Source organism: Agrobacterium sp. GW821-FHT14E08 (assembly GCF_058803865.1).
Window position 1 is genome coordinate 222,088 of record NZ_JBXAPJ010000002.1, and the last position, 14,532, is coordinate 236,619.

Consider the following 14,532-nt stretch of genomic DNA (forward strand, 5'->3'; position numbering starts at 1 on the left):
GCCTTAACGCCCTTCGGCGGCGCGGCGAACGTCCTCTGCCTGATGCTCCAGAATCTCGCGGACCTTCGCCACCAGATCCGCCTCCAGTACGGTGACCTGCGCCACACGCGCCTCGCGCCAGCTGGCATTGTCCTCGATCTCGCCGGAGAGACGCTTGCCTTCGATCAGATCCTTGATCTGCACCACACCTTCGGCACGCTCATCACCGCCCTGAATGATGGCGATGGGGGAACCGAGACGGTCGGCATATTTCAGCTGGTTGCCGAATTTCTTCCAGTTGCCCTGGTACATTTCCGCGCGGATGCCCTCGGCGCGCAGCGCCTGCGTGAATGTCTGGTAACGGCCCATGCTTTGCACATCACCGTCCATGACAGTGATCAGAACCGGTGCAAGCGGCTTGACCTGACCGAGCTTGCCGAGGTTCTTCAGCGCCGTCATCAGGCGCGAAACGCCGATGGAGAAACCCGTCGCCGGAACCGGCTGGCCCATGAAGCGCGAAACGAGGCCGTCATAACGCCCGCCGCCGCCGACAGAGCCGAATACGACCTTTTCACCCTTTTCATTGGTGACGTCGAAACTCAGCTCGGCCTCATAGACAGGGCCGGTATAATATTCGAGGCCGCGAACGACCGAGGGGTCGATCTTGATGCGCGTTGCATCGTAACCGGCACTGGTGACCAGAGCGCCGATGATGTTCAGCTCCTCAACGCCTTCCTCGCCTTTCGAGGTGCCCGCGACCAGTTTCGCCAGATCATCGGCGCTTGCCGCATAATCCTTGATACCGACGAAAAACAGCACCTTTTCGATCTGTTCCTCGCCAAGACCAGCGCCCTTGGTGAAATCGCCGGATTCATCCTTGCGGCCGGGGCCGAGCAGCAGCTTCACACCTTCGGGACCGAACTTGTCGAGCTTGTCGATGGCGCGCAGAACGTTGAGGCGACGACCGGCATTGTCTTCCCCGCCGAGGCCGATGGCTTCCATGACGCCATCGAGCACCTTGCGGTTGTTGACGCGGATGACATAGTCGCCGCGCTGAATTCCGAGGGCTTCCAGCGTATCGGCCATCATCATGCACATTTCCGCATCGGCCTGCACGCCGGCGGCGCCCACCGTATCGGCATCGAACTGCATGAACTGCCGGAAGCGGCCGGGTCCGGGCTTTTCATTGCGGAAGACATAACCGGCGCGATAGGTGCGGTATGGCAGCTGGATTTCGTTGAAATTTTCCGCGACATGGCGGGCGAGCGGCGCGGTCAGATCGTAGCGCAGGCTCATCCATTGGTCGTCATCGTCCTGCAGCGAAAACACGCCTTCGTTCGGACGGTCGCTATCGGGCAGGAACTTGCCGAGCGCATCGGTATATTCGAACAGCGGGGTTTCGACCGGATCGAAGCCGTAAAGCTCATAGACCCTGCGGATCTTCTCGATCATCTCATTGGTGGCATGAATATCGGCAACCGAACGATCCACGAAGCCGCGCGGCAGGCGGGCTTTCAGTTTCTGAGGCTTTTTTGCTTTTTCGCTCATGGGGCCGATCCGATATTTTCCTGAAATCAAGCCGGTGTATTAGAGGATGAAGCCCGGTGCGGCAAGCCGCAAAGGCTCCGGTTTTACTGGCTCACGCAGCCAAGCGGGCTATATGGGATGCATGTATCCCAATTCGGATCGGGAAGGACGCGACCCATGAGCAAACAGACGGCCATCCGGCTGCCTGATGAGACCTATGAGCGGCTGAAGGCGCTGTCCGAGCGCACCGGCCGCACATCCGCCTATTACATCCGCGAGGCGATCGAGAAACATATCGAGGATATGGAAGATCTCCATCTCGCCGAGGAAGCGATGCGGCGCATTCAGCGTGGAGAATCGAAGGTCGTAAGCGCCGAGGAGTTCTGGCGTGATCTGGACAATTGAATATCACGCGCTTGTCCAGAAAGAGATGCGCAAGATAAATCCGGAAACGCGCCAGCGAATCCGGAGTTTTCTGCACGAACGATTGGCGGCACTGGATGATCCACGCCAGACCGGCGCCGCCCTGCAAGGCTCCGAGCTCGGAAATTTCTGGCGCTACCGGGTGGGCGATTACCGCATCATCTGCGATATACAGGATCACAAGCTCGTCGTGCTGGTGGTCGAAATCGGCCATCGCCGTTAAATCTACCGTTAGGCATTCATGATCCTCGAAGCCCTGCAATATGCCGCCACACGCGCGGTCACGCCGAAAGAATTCCGGCCGCATATCCGCTATTCCGTGAACCTCTGGGCGCGCGCCAACCGCTGCGCCAAAGCCTGGGCGGAGCATGAAAAAAACAGCCGGCAATTCGTGCTGCAATCGGCCAGAAAGCTGAAGCAGCGGCGAACGGCCGTCGTGCTGGGGTCTGGCCTGTTGCGCGATGTGCCCAATGATGCGCTGGTGGCGATGTTCGATACCGTCGTGCTGGTCGATCTGGTGCATCTCGCCAGCGTTCAGGCGAAGCTGCGCCTCAATGCCAAAAAGAATGTCCGCATCGCCAACCGCGATCTTTCCGGCTTTGACGATGTTCTTGCCGGTCGGCCGGCCGAACCGCTCGATTTCCTGCGGCGGGTGCCCTATCTCGATCTCGTGGTATCGGCCAATCTCCTGTCACAGATCGGCACCGGCGCACGCCACCGGCTGGAGCGGGAGAAGATCGCAAATGCCCCGGACGATCTTCTGCCGAAGCTCATTCACACCCATCTGGAAGCGCTGGCCGGCCTGCCCTGCAAAGCCTGCCTGATAACGGACACGTCCTTCAACGTCATCGGCAAAGACGGCAACCTGCACCAGCATGAAGACCTGCTGCATGGCATCGAGCTTCCTGCCCCCGCCGCCGCATGGGAATGGCCGCTTGCCCCGTTTGGCGAGGAAAGCAGGGATTATCGCATCGTGCATCACGTCATCGCGCGTGAACTGACCTGATGGCCATGCTTATTCCATAATTCCAGCGGTAAATTCATGCCATGTCTCAGGTGGTCCGTACATTGATGTTTCTTGCCTGCCTGCTATACGGCGCAATGCCGGCGCAGATGGCGATGAGCATGCCAATGGCCACGGGCATCGCAGCGTCCTCACAGGTGCCGATCAAACATGACGATGCCCATTCGCATCGAGTCGCGGATCGGGACCAAGGGTCTCGGGCACATGCGGAGAACGGAGCTCATGGAACGGGAGCGGGCGGTTGCTGCCCGCATGGTGACGATGCCGCACATCCCGGTTCCTGCGCCGCCTGCCTGATCGTGGTTCCGCGAACGATCTTCGCCGATAGCGGCCGGATGATATTCGCCTATCCGAAGCCGCAGCGCGGCATCGTCTTTGACGGTAAGGCTTTCGCGCCACCGTTGCCGCCTCCCCGCGCCTGACCCCAGATTTTTTCAGACCCATCTTCGAAAAATCCGTCAGACACAGGAAGGATAATCCATGTCTATCAAGACCATCACGCTCGCCGCCGCTTTCGCAGCCGTCTTCACCATTCCGCTTTTCGCACAGGAAGCGGGCGGCCATGCCGGACATGACATGTCAAAAGGCACCATGAGCGACAGCGCGTCCACCAAGGCGTTCATGGAAGCCAGCAAGAAGATGCATGGCGATATGGCCATCGATTATAGCGGCGATGCGGATGTCGATTTCGTGCGCGGCATGATCCCGCACCATCAGGGCGCAATCGATATGGCCAAGGTCCAGCTCGAATACGGCAAGGACCCGGAAATCCGCAAGCTGGCCGAAGAGGTCATCAAGGCGCAGGAAGGCGAGATCGCCATGATGAAGGCCTGGCTGAAGTCGAAGGGCAAGTAATTGATGCTGACGAATGGGGAACGCCGGTCGCGGCGCTCCCCTTTTCTTCTCCCCGCCGGGGAGAAGGTGGCCCGAAGGGTAGGATGAGGGGGCAAGCTCTCGGTCTATCTCTACCGTCGCCCCCTCATCCCGCTGCTGCGGACTTCTCCCCCTCGGGGAGAAGAAACAAGCGGCGGCCTTCCCATGCCAACGGCAGCCGCGCGAACGCCGCCTGTGCCACTCGCCACTCTGCTACAAGCCCGCAAGTCCGGCCTTGTAATCCTCCGAGGCCGCACGGCTGAGGCGCTCCAATTCCATGGCCGCCCGGCTGGTATGGCGCTCCTTATGGCGCAGCAAAGCGAAGTTTCGGGCAGGCAGATCGATGCCGGCTCGGACCAGCAGCCCCTGCCGCAGAAACAGCGAGGCGACGGAAGCGGAAACTGTCGTGGCCGCACCGCCGGAGCGTGCCGCCATCACCACCGCCTCGTTGGACGGCAGTTCGAGCATGACCGAAAGCTCGCCGGGGTCCACGCCCATCTGCCGCACCGCCGCCTCGAAGGCGGAGCGGGTGCCGGAGCCCTGTTCGCGCAGGACCCATGAGGTGCCGTAGAGCATATCGAGCGCGGTGAGATAACGGCCATCCGCGAAAGGATGCGCCGAACCGGTGACCACCAGCAGCTTGTCGGACACGACGGGCTGCACCATCAAAGCCGGCTCATCGATCCTGCCTTCGATGAAACCGACCTCGGCCAGACCGTCAAGCACGGCCTGCGTCACCGTTTTCGTATTGCCGATATCGAGTTTCAGCGTGACGCCCGGATAGAGCTTCTTGAACTGCATCAGGATCGGCGGCAGCCAGTAGCTTGCAATGGTCTGGCTGGCGCATACGGTGATTTCGCCGCGCGTCAGCCCGCCCATTTCGGAGAGGATCAATTCCGCATTGCGCACACGCGACAATGTCGCCTTCGCTTCACCCAGAAACACCCGGCCGCTTTCGGTCAGCTCGATGTTGCGGCCGACCCGGTGAAAAAGCTCGACGTTGTAAAAGGCCTCGAGATTCTTGATGGCGGAACTGACGGCGGAGGCGGTCAGACCGATGGCTTCGGCGGCCCTTGTGAGGTGCTCGCGTTCGGCGACGGCGATGAAAATGCGGAGCTGTTCGAAGGTCATGGCTTTTCATTCGATTTTATCGAATAATATATGCCATATTATTTGATAGAATAAAACAGGCCGCTGCGGCATTGTCTGGCCATGGCACAACATCGCACCCTCGCTCATCCCTTTCAGTTCTCGCTTCGCTGGCTCACCCCGCTCCTGCCGGGCATTCTCCTCTGCGCGGCGGTCAGCTGCGCCGCCATTCTGGTAGAGCGCTTTCAGGTGCGGCTTGCAGGCCACGCATGGCTCGGTGATCTCGTGCTCGCCATTCTGATCGGCACGCTGCTGCGTTCGCTGGTGTCGCTGCCCGCGGTCGCTTCGGCCGGCATCAAATTCAGTGCCAAGACCCTGCTCGAAATCGCGGTGGCGCTTCTCGGCGCGTCCTTGAGCCTTTCCATCCTCAAAGGTGCCGGCGGTTTGCTGATTGGCGGCATTGCACTGATCGTCGCGCTGTCGCTGATCGTCAGCTATGCCGCCGGGCGGATGCTTGGCCTGCCGCCCAAGCTTGCGACGCTGATCGCCTGTGGCAATTCCATCTGCGGCAACTCCGCCATTGCCGCCGCCGCGCCCGCCATCGGCGCGAAGCCTGAAGATGTCGCCGCCTCGATTGCCTTTACCGCGGTTCTCGGCGTCGTCGCCGTGCTGCTGATGCCATTCCTGCCGCAGCTTCTGGGTCTTGATGCCACCCAATATGGCATCTTTGCCGGCCTGACGGTCTATGCGGTGCCGCAGGTTCTGGCCGCAACCGCCCCGCTCGGCGCAGTCGCCGTGCAGACCGGCACCATCGTCAAGCTCATCCGCGTGCTGATGCTGGGACCGGTCATCGCCGCCCTTTCCGTCATCCATGGCCAGTCCGGCACGGAACGGCTGCGATTGCAGCAGATGGTTCCGTGGTTCATCATCGCCTTCGTGCTGATGATCATGGCGCGGTCCTTCGGCCTCATTCCCGAGGCTCTGATCGGCCCTGTCGCCTCGCTCTCCAACATCCTCACCATCATGTCGATGGCGGCGCTGGGCCTTTCGGTCGATATTCGCAGCCTTCGCCATGCCGGCGGCAAGGTCATCGTCGCCGCCAGCCTTTCGCTCGTGCTGCTTGGTGTTTTGAGTTTCGGCCTGATCGTCCTGACGCAAGCGGGCTGAGCGGGACTGCCGTTATTTTTCGGTGCTGACCGTCAGCGTATAGTGGGCGCCGAGACCACGGCGGGGCAATCCCAGGATAAGGGTCGGCCGGATCAGCCATTCCGTATCCGCCTTCGGCGTCAGTGTCGCAGTTTTACCCTGGGAATCGCTGAAGAAGATCGCATCCTCATCGGGCGTCGAGAAATCGAAGATTGCCATCAGGACGAATTCACTGGAGGAGGCAAGCTCGACCTTCACCGTCTGCCCGGCCTTGACTTTCAAACGGTAAACATCGCCGCGGCCGCGCCGCGTCCAGCCATCGAGCTTCAGTGGACCGGTCGGCGGCAAGGCGACTTCCTTCAGCCTTTCGCCATCATCCAGCCAGATGCCATCGACATTGCGGCTTTCAGCGAAGGATTGATGCGGCACGGCGGCCATGGCCATGGTGAGAGCCAGAAGAAGGGAGGTTACCTTCATGGACGTACAAACTCCCGCCGCATGAGCTCGATCGGCTCGCGGCAATGACAACCTTCGATATGATCGTTGACCATACCCATGGCCTGCATGAATGCATAGACTGTCGTCGGGCCGACGAAACTCCAGCCCCGCTTCTTCAGATCCTTGGAAAGGCGAATGGATGCGGCGCTGGTTGGGTTGGCCCTTAACGTCGCATAGTCCAGCCTTTGCGGCCTTTCTGCGGCGGCAGGTTCGAAACTCCAGAAATAACGGGCGAGCGAACCGAATTCGTCCCGCAATTCCAGGGCCCGGCGGGCGTTATTGATGGTTGAAACAATCTTGCCGCGATGGCGGATGATGCCCTTGTCGGCAAGGCAGCGCTCTATGTCGGCCTCACCGAACTCGGCCACTTTTTCGAACTCGAAATTGGCGAAGGCGACGCGGAAAGCCTCACGCTTGCGCAGAACCGTCAGCCAGGACAGCCCGGACTGAAACCCTTCCAGACAGATCTTCTCAAACAGGCGGCGGTCATCGGTGACGGGATAACCCCATTCCTCGTCATGGTAGCGGCTGTAATCTTCCAGCCCCTGCTGCCAGAAACACCGCACGCGGCCATCAGCGCCGGTTTCAAGTCCCGCCTCGTTCATTCCGCAACAACCCTTTTCCACTCCCGCAAATCACCGGCGGGACACGCGCACTTACCACTCATTCACCACGTTTCAAAACCAGGCGCTAACCCTAAATACAGGTTGCGCTAATGAAGCGCTTTTTAATGAACAGCCATTTACGATTCACTTGCGTCAAGGTGCGAACGTGTCCGGCAATGCGGGCGAATGATACCCGCGATTTTGATTGTTGCGACATCCCGCAGAGAGAGTCCACCCGATGACGATGAAGTCCGTTTTTCTGGCGCTGAGCCTCGTTTCCACCTTCGCCGCCCCGGCCGCCATGGCCAATGAGCGTTATCGCGAGCGCCCGCCCGTCGTCGTCAGCCCCGACCTTTCCGCCCCCTGGGTCACCCAGCTTGGACGCGGCAATGTGCGCCCCGTGGTTTATCCGCGCGCGCCTGCCGCAGGCCAGCCGCTCTTCCAGCAGCGCCAGGTCGCCATGCCGCAGCGCCCCAGTTCCGGCGTCACATCACAGCGCCCTGCGAGGGTGCAGAATGCCGCCGTGCGCCCGAATGCGCCGGTGCGCACGCAGATCGCGCCGCAATTCCTGCCGCAGATCGTGAGCTACCAGACCAATGAAAAACCCGGCACCATCGTCATCGATACGCCGAACCGGTTCCTTTATCTTGTCCTGGCCGATGGCAAGGCGCGCCGTTATGGCGTGGGCGTCGGCAAGCCCGGTTTTGAATGGGCCGGAACGCACAAGGTGACCCGCAAGGCGGAATGGCCGAGCTGGACCCCACCGAAGGAGATGATTACCCGCGAGGCGGCGAAGGGACATTACCTGCCGGCCTTCATGGAAGGCGGCCCGGCAAATCCGATGGGCGCGCGCGCCATGTATCTCGGTTCCACCCTTTACCGAATCCATGGCACCAACCAGCCATGGACGATCGGCAGCAACAATTCATCCGGCTGCATCCGCATGCGCAACGAGGATGTCACCGATCTTTATGAGCGCGTCAACGTCGGAACCACCGTCATTGTGATATGACGGCAACGGGTTTTCCCATTCCGGACATCCATGGGCAATATGGCGGCGTATCCGCTTGTATTGCCGTCTTGCGGCGGTACAATCGCGCCAAATCCAATTGATCGAGACTTGGCGGGGGACGCCAGGCGCCGAACCTCTCTCAGGGGGATGATGGAACGGCCTTAAAACGGGTGGTCTGCTGACCGCCCGTTTTTCGTTTCTGTCATTTTAATGTTACCAAAAAACGGTTTGGTGCATTCCTGATATCAATCTGGATTCTCTTCATGCCGCGCCATACTTTATTTGTTTGCGCCCTGTTGTTCAGCGGCGTTTCCTTCTCTGCCGCAATGGCGGGGGAATTTGAAATTTCCGGTTATGGCGGCTGGCAAAGCGCGCCGCACAGCGATGTTAAAGTGTCGGACGGACCGGACTTCCGGGCCGGCTGGGAAGGCAAGTCGTTTTCCAGCCCGCCCTATTGGGGCGTGCGCGGCACCTACTGGTTCGATGAGGGCCGGCTCAACAATTTCGGTATCTCGCTCGATTTCACCCATGACAAGGTCTATGCCGACGACCAGACGCTTGCCCGCTCCGGCTGGTCGCATTTCGAGTTTACCGACGGCCTGAACCTTCTGACGCTGAACGCGCTCTACCGCTTTCCGCTGGAGAAGCTGCCACTGACACCCTATGTCGGCGCGGGCGTCGGCATCAACGTGCCGCATGTGGAGGTCACACGCGGTTCCGGCCGCACCTTCGAGTACCAGTTCGGCGGCGCAACCCTGCAGGCACAGGCCGGCGTCAGCTACCGCATCACCGACAACTGGTCGACCTTCGTGGAATATAAGGGCACCTACTCCTTTATCGATGTGGATATCGACAATGGCGCCTCGCTGAAGACCGATGTCATCACCAATGCGGTGAATTTTGGCGTGGCCTATAAGTTCTAGTATTGGCGTGGCAAGCGGGGGCTTTCCGGCAGGTGCTGGGTGCCCCCCCCAACCTCATTCCTGTGCTTGTCACAGGAATCCAGCCGACGCGCGTCTGCGCGGGGAAAGATTCCTCTCAGCCCAAGGACTTGGGCTGGCTGGATCCCTGTGACAAGCACAGGGATGAGGAGAAGCCTCAGAAAGGCGCACTGGCTCCAACCGTTGCGTCATGACGCCGGATCACTGCCTTGTCGGCGCACCACGTTCTAAACCGAAAGCCTCGCCGGTTTCGGCCCGCCATAGGCCCAGTCCAGAAGCTCCACCGTGTGCAGGATCGGCATGTCCGTGCCTGTCGCAATCTGTGTGATGCAACCGATATTGCCCGTGGCGATGACGTCCGCGCGGGTGGCCTCGATATTCCTGACCTTGCGTGCCTTCAGCTTTCCGGAAATCTCCGGCTGCATGATGTTATAGGTTCCGGCCGACCCGCAACAGAGATGCCCTTCCGCCGGATCACGCAAGGTAAACCCCGCCGCTTTCAGCAATTGTTTCGGTGCGAGCGTGATCTTCTGGCCATGCTGCATGGAGCAGGCGGAATGGTAGGCGACCGTCAGGCCCTGGCTTTGCCGTTGCGGCAGATCGAGGGTGGCAAGATATTCAGTGATGTCTTTTGCAAGCGCGGAGACTCGCGCGGCTTTTTCCGCATAGGCCGGATCAAGCCGCAGCATATGGCCGTAATCCTTGATCGTGGTGCCGCAGCCCGACGCGGTGATGATGACGGCATCGAGCCCGCCATTCTCCATCTCGCGCGTCCAGACATCGACATTACGGCGGGCGGCGGCCAGCGCCTCTTCCTCCCGCCCCATGTGATGCACCAGCGAACCGCAGCATCCTTCCCCCTTCGGAACCACGACCTCGACCCCAAGCCGCGAAAGCAGCCGCAGCGTCGCCTCGTTGATGCCGGGGTCGAGCACCGGCTGGGCGCAACCGGTAAGGATGGCGACGCGACCGCGCTTTTCTCCCTCCGCCGGCCGCTTACCCGGACGGGTGGAAGCGGAGATGGCGGGGATGGAGGCGGGAGCGAGAGCAAGCATGGATTGCAGCGGCTTCATCGAGGGAAACTTCGCGAGCAGCCCGGCGAAGGGCCGTGCCAGCCTTGCCAGATGCAGGGCGAGCCGGAAGCGACCGGGATAGGGCAAAACCGCAGCCAGAAGATTGCGGGTCAGCCGGTCCATGAAAGGGCGTTTATAGGTCTGTTCGATATGGGCGCGGGCATGATCGACCAGATGCATGTAATCCACGCCGGAGGGACAGGTGGTAGTGCAGGCAAGGCAAGACAGGCAGCGATCGATATGGGTAACGACTTCGCGGTCAGCCGGGCGGCTGTTTTCCAGCATATCCTTGATGAGGTAGATGCGGCCGCGCGGACTGTCCAGCTCATTGCCGAGCGTGACATAGGTGGGACAGGTGGCCGTGCAGAAGCCGCAATGTACACATTTGCGCAGGATCTTTTCGGATTCCGCCACATGCGGATCGGCCAGCTGCTCGGGCGTGAAGGATGTTTGCATGGCTCAGACGGCCCTTCCCATTTTGCCGGGATTGAAGATGCCCGCCGGATCGAGCTTTTCCCTGATACGCGCGGACAGAATGGCTTCCGCCGCCGGGCGCGGTTCGAATGCGGCCACGGTGGCGCGCACCGCGTCACTTGCCCTCACCAGCGTTGCGTGGCCGCCGCCCAGCGCCCGGATCGCGCCGCGCAGCAGATCCGCCTCGGGATCAGCTTCCATCTGCATCCAGACAAGGCCGCCCTGCCAGTCGTAAAAGGCATCGATGCCCGCTTCCATGCGCAGCGCCGCGACCAGCCTGTGGCCTTCCGCCGGCGCGACCGAGACTTGCCAGAGCGGCTTGGCGTTTTCCCCGGCATAGGGGGCAACATCCCGCACCTGCCGCCACAAAACACCGCTTTCCTCGCCTTCCAGCAGCGCCCATGGCCCGACCCGATCCATGACGGAGAGGAGTTTGGCGGCGCGCGCTTCCACTGACGCCCCAAGTCCCTCCAGCCGCAGGATTGTCGCCGGACCTTCCGGCAGGACGCCATCGATGAAACGGGAGCGCACGCTTTCCGGCAGATGGGCCGCCCCGGAAACCTCGACGCTCATCGCCATGGCTGCGGCCATGATCCGCGTCGCCGCTTCGTCGTCCAGGCCGGATACGACAACCGTTTTCTCCGAAGGCGGTTTCGGCAGCACACGGAAGGTGACTTCCGTCAGAAATCCGAGCGTGCCATGCGAACCGGCCAGAAGCTTTGAAAGATCCAGGCCCGTGACATTCTTCATCACCCGGCCACCCGCCCTGATGATTTCACCGCCGCCATTAACGAAACGGACGCCGAGCAGGCTGTCGCGGGCCGCACCTGCCACATAACGGCGCGGACCGGAGACATTGGCGGCAAAGACGCCGCCAATGGTCGGCTCACCCATCGTTCCCATGATCGGGCGATGATCCATCGGCTCGAACGCCATCATCTGCCGGTTTTCGGCAAGAGCGGCTTCGATCGTGGCGAGCGGCGTGCCGGCCTTCACGGTCATGACCATTTCGGCGGGGACGTAGGAGACTATACCGTTCATGGCACGGGAGGAGAGCGCATCATTTGCCGCGACGGCGTTGCCAAAACCGGAACGGGTGTTGCCGCCGATGATTTTCAGCGGGTTTTTTCGAGTTGCGTGGTCGCGGATGATATCGGCGGCCTGGGCTTCTGAGTATGGGGTCAGCATGGGGTGGCCGCCTTTGAGCAAGGGATACCCCCCTCTGCCCTGCCGGGCATCTCCCCCTCAAGGGGGGAGATCGGCAAGAGGCTGGCACATCGTTTCAATTGCACCGTTCGAAAATTGAGCGGGAGGTCGCCGCTTGTCGATCTCCCCCCTTGAGGGGGAGATGCCCGGCAGGGCAGAGGGGGGTAAACCACACCCACAGAGAGCACAGAATTCACACCCATCATCCCCTCCCCTCCAGCGGAAACACCTTGGAAGGGTTCATCAACCACCCCTCGTCAAATGCCGCGCGCACCGCCATCTGCTGGGCAAGATCGGCCTCGCCATATTGGTGGCGCATCAAATCCCGCTTTTCGATGCCCACACCGTGCTCGCCGGTGAGACAGCCGCCGGCATCGACGCAGAGCTTCAATATCTCATTGCCTGCCTCTTCGGCCCGGGCCGCATCATCAGGGTCATTGGCGTTGAACAGGATGAGCGGGTGCATGTTGCCATCCCCCGCATGGAAGACATTGGCGACGCGCAGGCCGAGGCGGTCGGTGATCTCGCTTGTCTTTTTCAGCACGTAAGAAAGCTGCGAAAGCGGCACCGTACCATCCATGCAGATATAATCCGCGATGCGGCCCGTTGCGCCGAAGGCGGATTTGCGGCCTTTCCAGATCGCCGCGGCCTCCATGGCCGACTGGCATTCCTTCACGGTCTTCACACCATGTTTTCTGGCAATGGTGACGATATCGGCCAGCATGGCGTCCATTTCCGCTTCGGAGCCTTCGACCTCGACGATCAGCAATGCGCCGACATCCAGCGGATATCCCGCCTTGGCGAAGGCCTCGCAAATCTCGATCGCCGGCTTGTCCATGAATTCGATGGCGACCGGGATGATACCCGCACCGATGATATCGGCCACACAGGAGCCCGCCTCCTCAGAGGTTTCAAAACCGAACAGCACCGGGCGCGCGCCCTCCGGCTTGGCGATCAGCCGCACTGTCGCTTCCGTGACAATGCCAAGCTGGCCTTCCGAACCGCAGACGAGGGCGAGCAGATCGTAGCCGGCGGCGTCGAGATATTTACCGCCCAGTTCCAGCACCGTGCCATCCACCAGCACCATTTTCACGCCGAGCAGATTATTGGTGGTGACGCCGTATTTCAGGCAATGAGCGCCGCCGGAATTCATGCCGATATTGCCGCCGATGGTACAGGCAAGCTGCGAGCTGGGATCGGGTGCATAAAAGAAACCTTCCGCGCCGGCCGCATCGGAAATGGAAAGATTGGTGACGCCCGCCTGCACCCGCGCCGTGCGATTGTAAAAATCCAGTTCGAGGATCGAGGCCATCTTCGAGAGGCCGATCACCACCGCATCCTCCTGCGGGATCGCGCCGCCGGACAGCGAGGTGCCGGCGCCGCGCGGCACGACAGGAATACCGTAACGGTGGCAATATTTCATCACCGCCGCGACCTCTTCGGTGGTCTTCGGCAATGCCACGGCCAGCGGCAGGCGGCGATAGGAAACGAAGGCATCCGTCTCGAAAGGCACGAGTTCGCGCGGCTCGTGGACAAGACAGTCTGCGGCCAGAATATCCTTCAGGTCGGATATGATGCGGTCACGGCTTGCGACGACGTTTGCGCGTGGCTCCAGAAACTTGATCGGCTGCGTCACCGCCCCTCCTCCATCTACATTTCCTCAACTGGTATTCTTTCTTTACCACTTTGAAAGAGCGCAATCAAATGTTATGGATTTTTTCCATTACGGAAATAATCAGGGGTTAACTGTGACGAATCTGGGCGATCTGGAAGTCTTCGCGAGCGTTGCCGCCTCCGGCAGCATGTCGCTGGCCGCCAAGGAGCTGGGTTATTCACCCGCCGTCATTTCCAAGCGCATCAAGCGGCTGGAAGAAAAGCTCGGCGCGCGGCTTTTTCAGCGCACCACGCGGCAGATTTCGCTGACCGAAGCGGGGCAGGGCTTTTATGAGCGGGTGCTTGCCGTGCTGGAAGGGCTGGAAGAGGCGGAGGATTTCGTCTCCGGCCGCGCCAATACCGTCAACGGCACGCTGAAGGTTTCCGCCCCCACCTCCTTCGGGCGCATGCATATCGCACCGCATCTAAAGGATTTCATGGAGCGGCATCCGGACCTTTCGGTCAATCTGGTGCTCAGCGACGAGTTCATCGACATCATCGAAGGCGGTTACGATCTGGCGATCCGCATCGCAGACCTCAATTCCTCCAGCCTTGTGGCCCGCCGGCTGGCGCCGGTGCGCCGCGTGCTGTGTGCTTCGGCGGAATACGTCGCAACCCACGGCATGCCTACGACAATCGAGGACTTGAAGAAACACCGCTGCCTGCCGGCCCATAATAACGATGTGTGGCGGTTGGAAGGACCGGGCGGCGCGCTCAGCATCCGCCCGGAAGGCATGCTGGTCACCAATTCCAGCGAGGTGATCCGCGAAGCAGTGATATCGGGGCTTGGTATTGCGCTCCGTTCCACCTGGGATATCGGCCATGAATTGCGCGCCGGCAAACTGGTGCAGGTTCTGCCCGCCTATGAGGGATCACGCAACGTGACGCTCTCGGCGGTTTATCCGAGCCGGCAGTTCCTGCCTGCGAAGGTGCGACTGTTCATCGATTATCTGGCCGGGCTTTATGGGCCTTCGCCCTATTGGGAGCAGGGTTGAAAAAGGGTCCACTT

General features: G+C 60.9%; 16 protein-coding genes. 9 read left to right on the forward strand and 7 right to left on the reverse strand.

What is annotated here, in order from left to right:
- Positions 1-3 precede the first annotated feature (3 nt).
- A complete protein-coding gene (gene hisS / locus AC1ROR_RS09870) occupies positions 4-1,527 on the reverse strand; it encodes a histidine--tRNA ligase (RefSeq protein WP_035218712.1) in 1,524 nt (507 codons plus the stop codon).
- 156 nt (positions 1,528-1,683) lie between these two features.
- On the opposite strand from hisS, the gene relB reads away from it, so the two are divergent.
- The 5 genes from relB to copM are packed head-to-tail and all read left to right on the forward strand — an operon-like array spanning position 1,684 to position 3,808.
- Positions 1,684-1,911 (forward strand): type II toxin-antitoxin system RelB family antitoxin, encoded by a 228-nt coding sequence (relB, locus tag AC1ROR_RS09875; RefSeq protein WP_498589300.1) that lies wholly within the window; start codon positions 1,684-1,686, stop codon positions 1,909-1,911.
- On the forward strand, positions 1,895-2,152 hold the full coding sequence (locus tag AC1ROR_RS09880) for a type II toxin-antitoxin system RelE family toxin (protein ID WP_498589301.1): 258 nt from the start codon (positions 1,895-1,897) through the stop codon (positions 2,150-2,152). The genes relB and AC1ROR_RS09880 overlap by 17 nt, the downstream gene beginning before the upstream one ends.
- An 18-nt stretch (positions 2,153-2,170) precedes the next feature.
- Positions 2,171-2,935: a hypothetical protein gene (locus tag AC1ROR_RS09885; protein WP_498589302.1), complete on the forward strand. Its 765-nt coding sequence runs from the start codon at positions 2,171-2,173 to the stop codon at positions 2,933-2,935.
- A 41-nt stretch (positions 2,936-2,976) separates the two neighbouring features.
- Positions 2,977-3,375: a hypothetical protein gene (locus AC1ROR_RS09890; protein WP_498589303.1), complete on the forward strand. Its 399-nt coding sequence runs from the start codon at positions 2,977-2,979 to the stop codon at positions 3,373-3,375.
- Positions 3,376-3,433: 58 nt separating this feature from the next.
- A complete protein-coding gene (gene copM, locus AC1ROR_RS09895; protein WP_080833584.1) occupies positions 3,434-3,808 on the forward strand; it encodes a CopM family metallochaperone in 375 nt (124 codons plus the stop codon).
- A gap of 231 nt (positions 3,809-4,039) precedes the next feature.
- Here copM and AC1ROR_RS09900 read toward each other — a convergent pair whose 3' ends face one another.
- Positions 4,040-4,957: a LysR substrate-binding domain-containing protein gene (locus AC1ROR_RS09900; RefSeq protein WP_498589304.1), complete on the reverse strand. Its 918-nt coding sequence runs from the start codon at positions 4,955-4,957 to the stop codon at positions 4,040-4,042.
- An 81-nt stretch (positions 4,958-5,038) separates the two neighbouring features.
- Between AC1ROR_RS09900 and AC1ROR_RS09905 the strand changes: the two genes are divergently transcribed.
- A complete protein-coding gene (locus AC1ROR_RS09905; protein ID WP_498589305.1) occupies positions 5,039-6,082 on the forward strand; it encodes a YeiH family protein in 1,044 nt (347 codons plus the stop codon).
- Between the two features lie 12 nt (positions 6,083-6,094).
- On the opposite strand, the gene AC1ROR_RS09910 is transcribed toward AC1ROR_RS09905, so the two are convergent.
- A complete protein-coding gene (locus AC1ROR_RS09910; protein WP_080833580.1) occupies positions 6,095-6,538 on the reverse strand; it encodes a hypothetical protein in 444 nt (147 codons plus the stop codon).
- Entirely contained in the window at positions 6,535-7,164 is a 630-nt protein-coding gene (locus tag AC1ROR_RS09915; protein ID WP_035218739.1) for a DNA-3-methyladenine glycosylase I, read from the reverse strand. The genes AC1ROR_RS09910 and AC1ROR_RS09915 overlap by 4 nt, the downstream gene beginning before the upstream one ends.
- A gap of 238 nt (positions 7,165-7,402) precedes the next feature.
- Between AC1ROR_RS09915 and AC1ROR_RS09920 the strand changes: the two genes are divergently transcribed.
- Together AC1ROR_RS09920 and AC1ROR_RS09925 are read left to right on the forward strand one after the other, a co-directional pair.
- Positions 7,403-8,176, forward strand: a complete 774-nt coding sequence (locus tag AC1ROR_RS09920) for a L,D-transpeptidase (RefSeq protein ID WP_498589306.1) — start codon at positions 7,403-7,405, stop codon at positions 8,174-8,176.
- A 263-nt stretch (positions 8,177-8,439) separates the two neighbouring features.
- Positions 8,440-9,099, forward strand: coding sequence for an outer membrane beta-barrel protein (locus AC1ROR_RS09925; protein WP_080833576.1), 660 nt, complete (start codon positions 8,440-8,442; stop codon positions 9,097-9,099).
- A 245-nt stretch (positions 9,100-9,344) separates the two neighbouring features.
- Here the strand turns inward: AC1ROR_RS09925 and glcF are convergent, their stop codons facing one another.
- The 3 genes from glcF to AC1ROR_RS09940 form a co-directional block, all read right to left on the reverse strand.
- Positions 9,345-10,646 (reverse strand): glycolate oxidase subunit GlcF, encoded by a 1,302-nt coding sequence (gene glcF, locus AC1ROR_RS09930; protein WP_498589307.1) that lies wholly within the window; start codon positions 10,644-10,646, stop codon positions 9,345-9,347.
- A gap of 3 nt (positions 10,647-10,649) precedes the next feature.
- Positions 10,650-11,852: an FAD-binding protein gene (locus AC1ROR_RS09935; protein WP_498589308.1), complete on the reverse strand. Its 1,203-nt coding sequence runs from the start codon at positions 11,850-11,852 to the stop codon at positions 10,650-10,652.
- 220 nt (positions 11,853-12,072) lie between these two features.
- Positions 12,073-13,506 (reverse strand): FAD-binding oxidoreductase, encoded by a 1,434-nt coding sequence (locus AC1ROR_RS09940; protein WP_035218750.1) that lies wholly within the window; start codon positions 13,504-13,506, stop codon positions 12,073-12,075.
- Positions 13,507-13,618: 112 nt separating this feature from the next.
- On the opposite strand from AC1ROR_RS09940, the gene AC1ROR_RS09945 reads away from it, so the two are divergent.
- Entirely contained in the window at positions 13,619-14,518 is a 900-nt protein-coding gene (locus AC1ROR_RS09945) for a LysR family transcriptional regulator (protein WP_498589309.1), read from the forward strand.
- Positions 14,519-14,532: the final 14 nt, after the last annotated feature.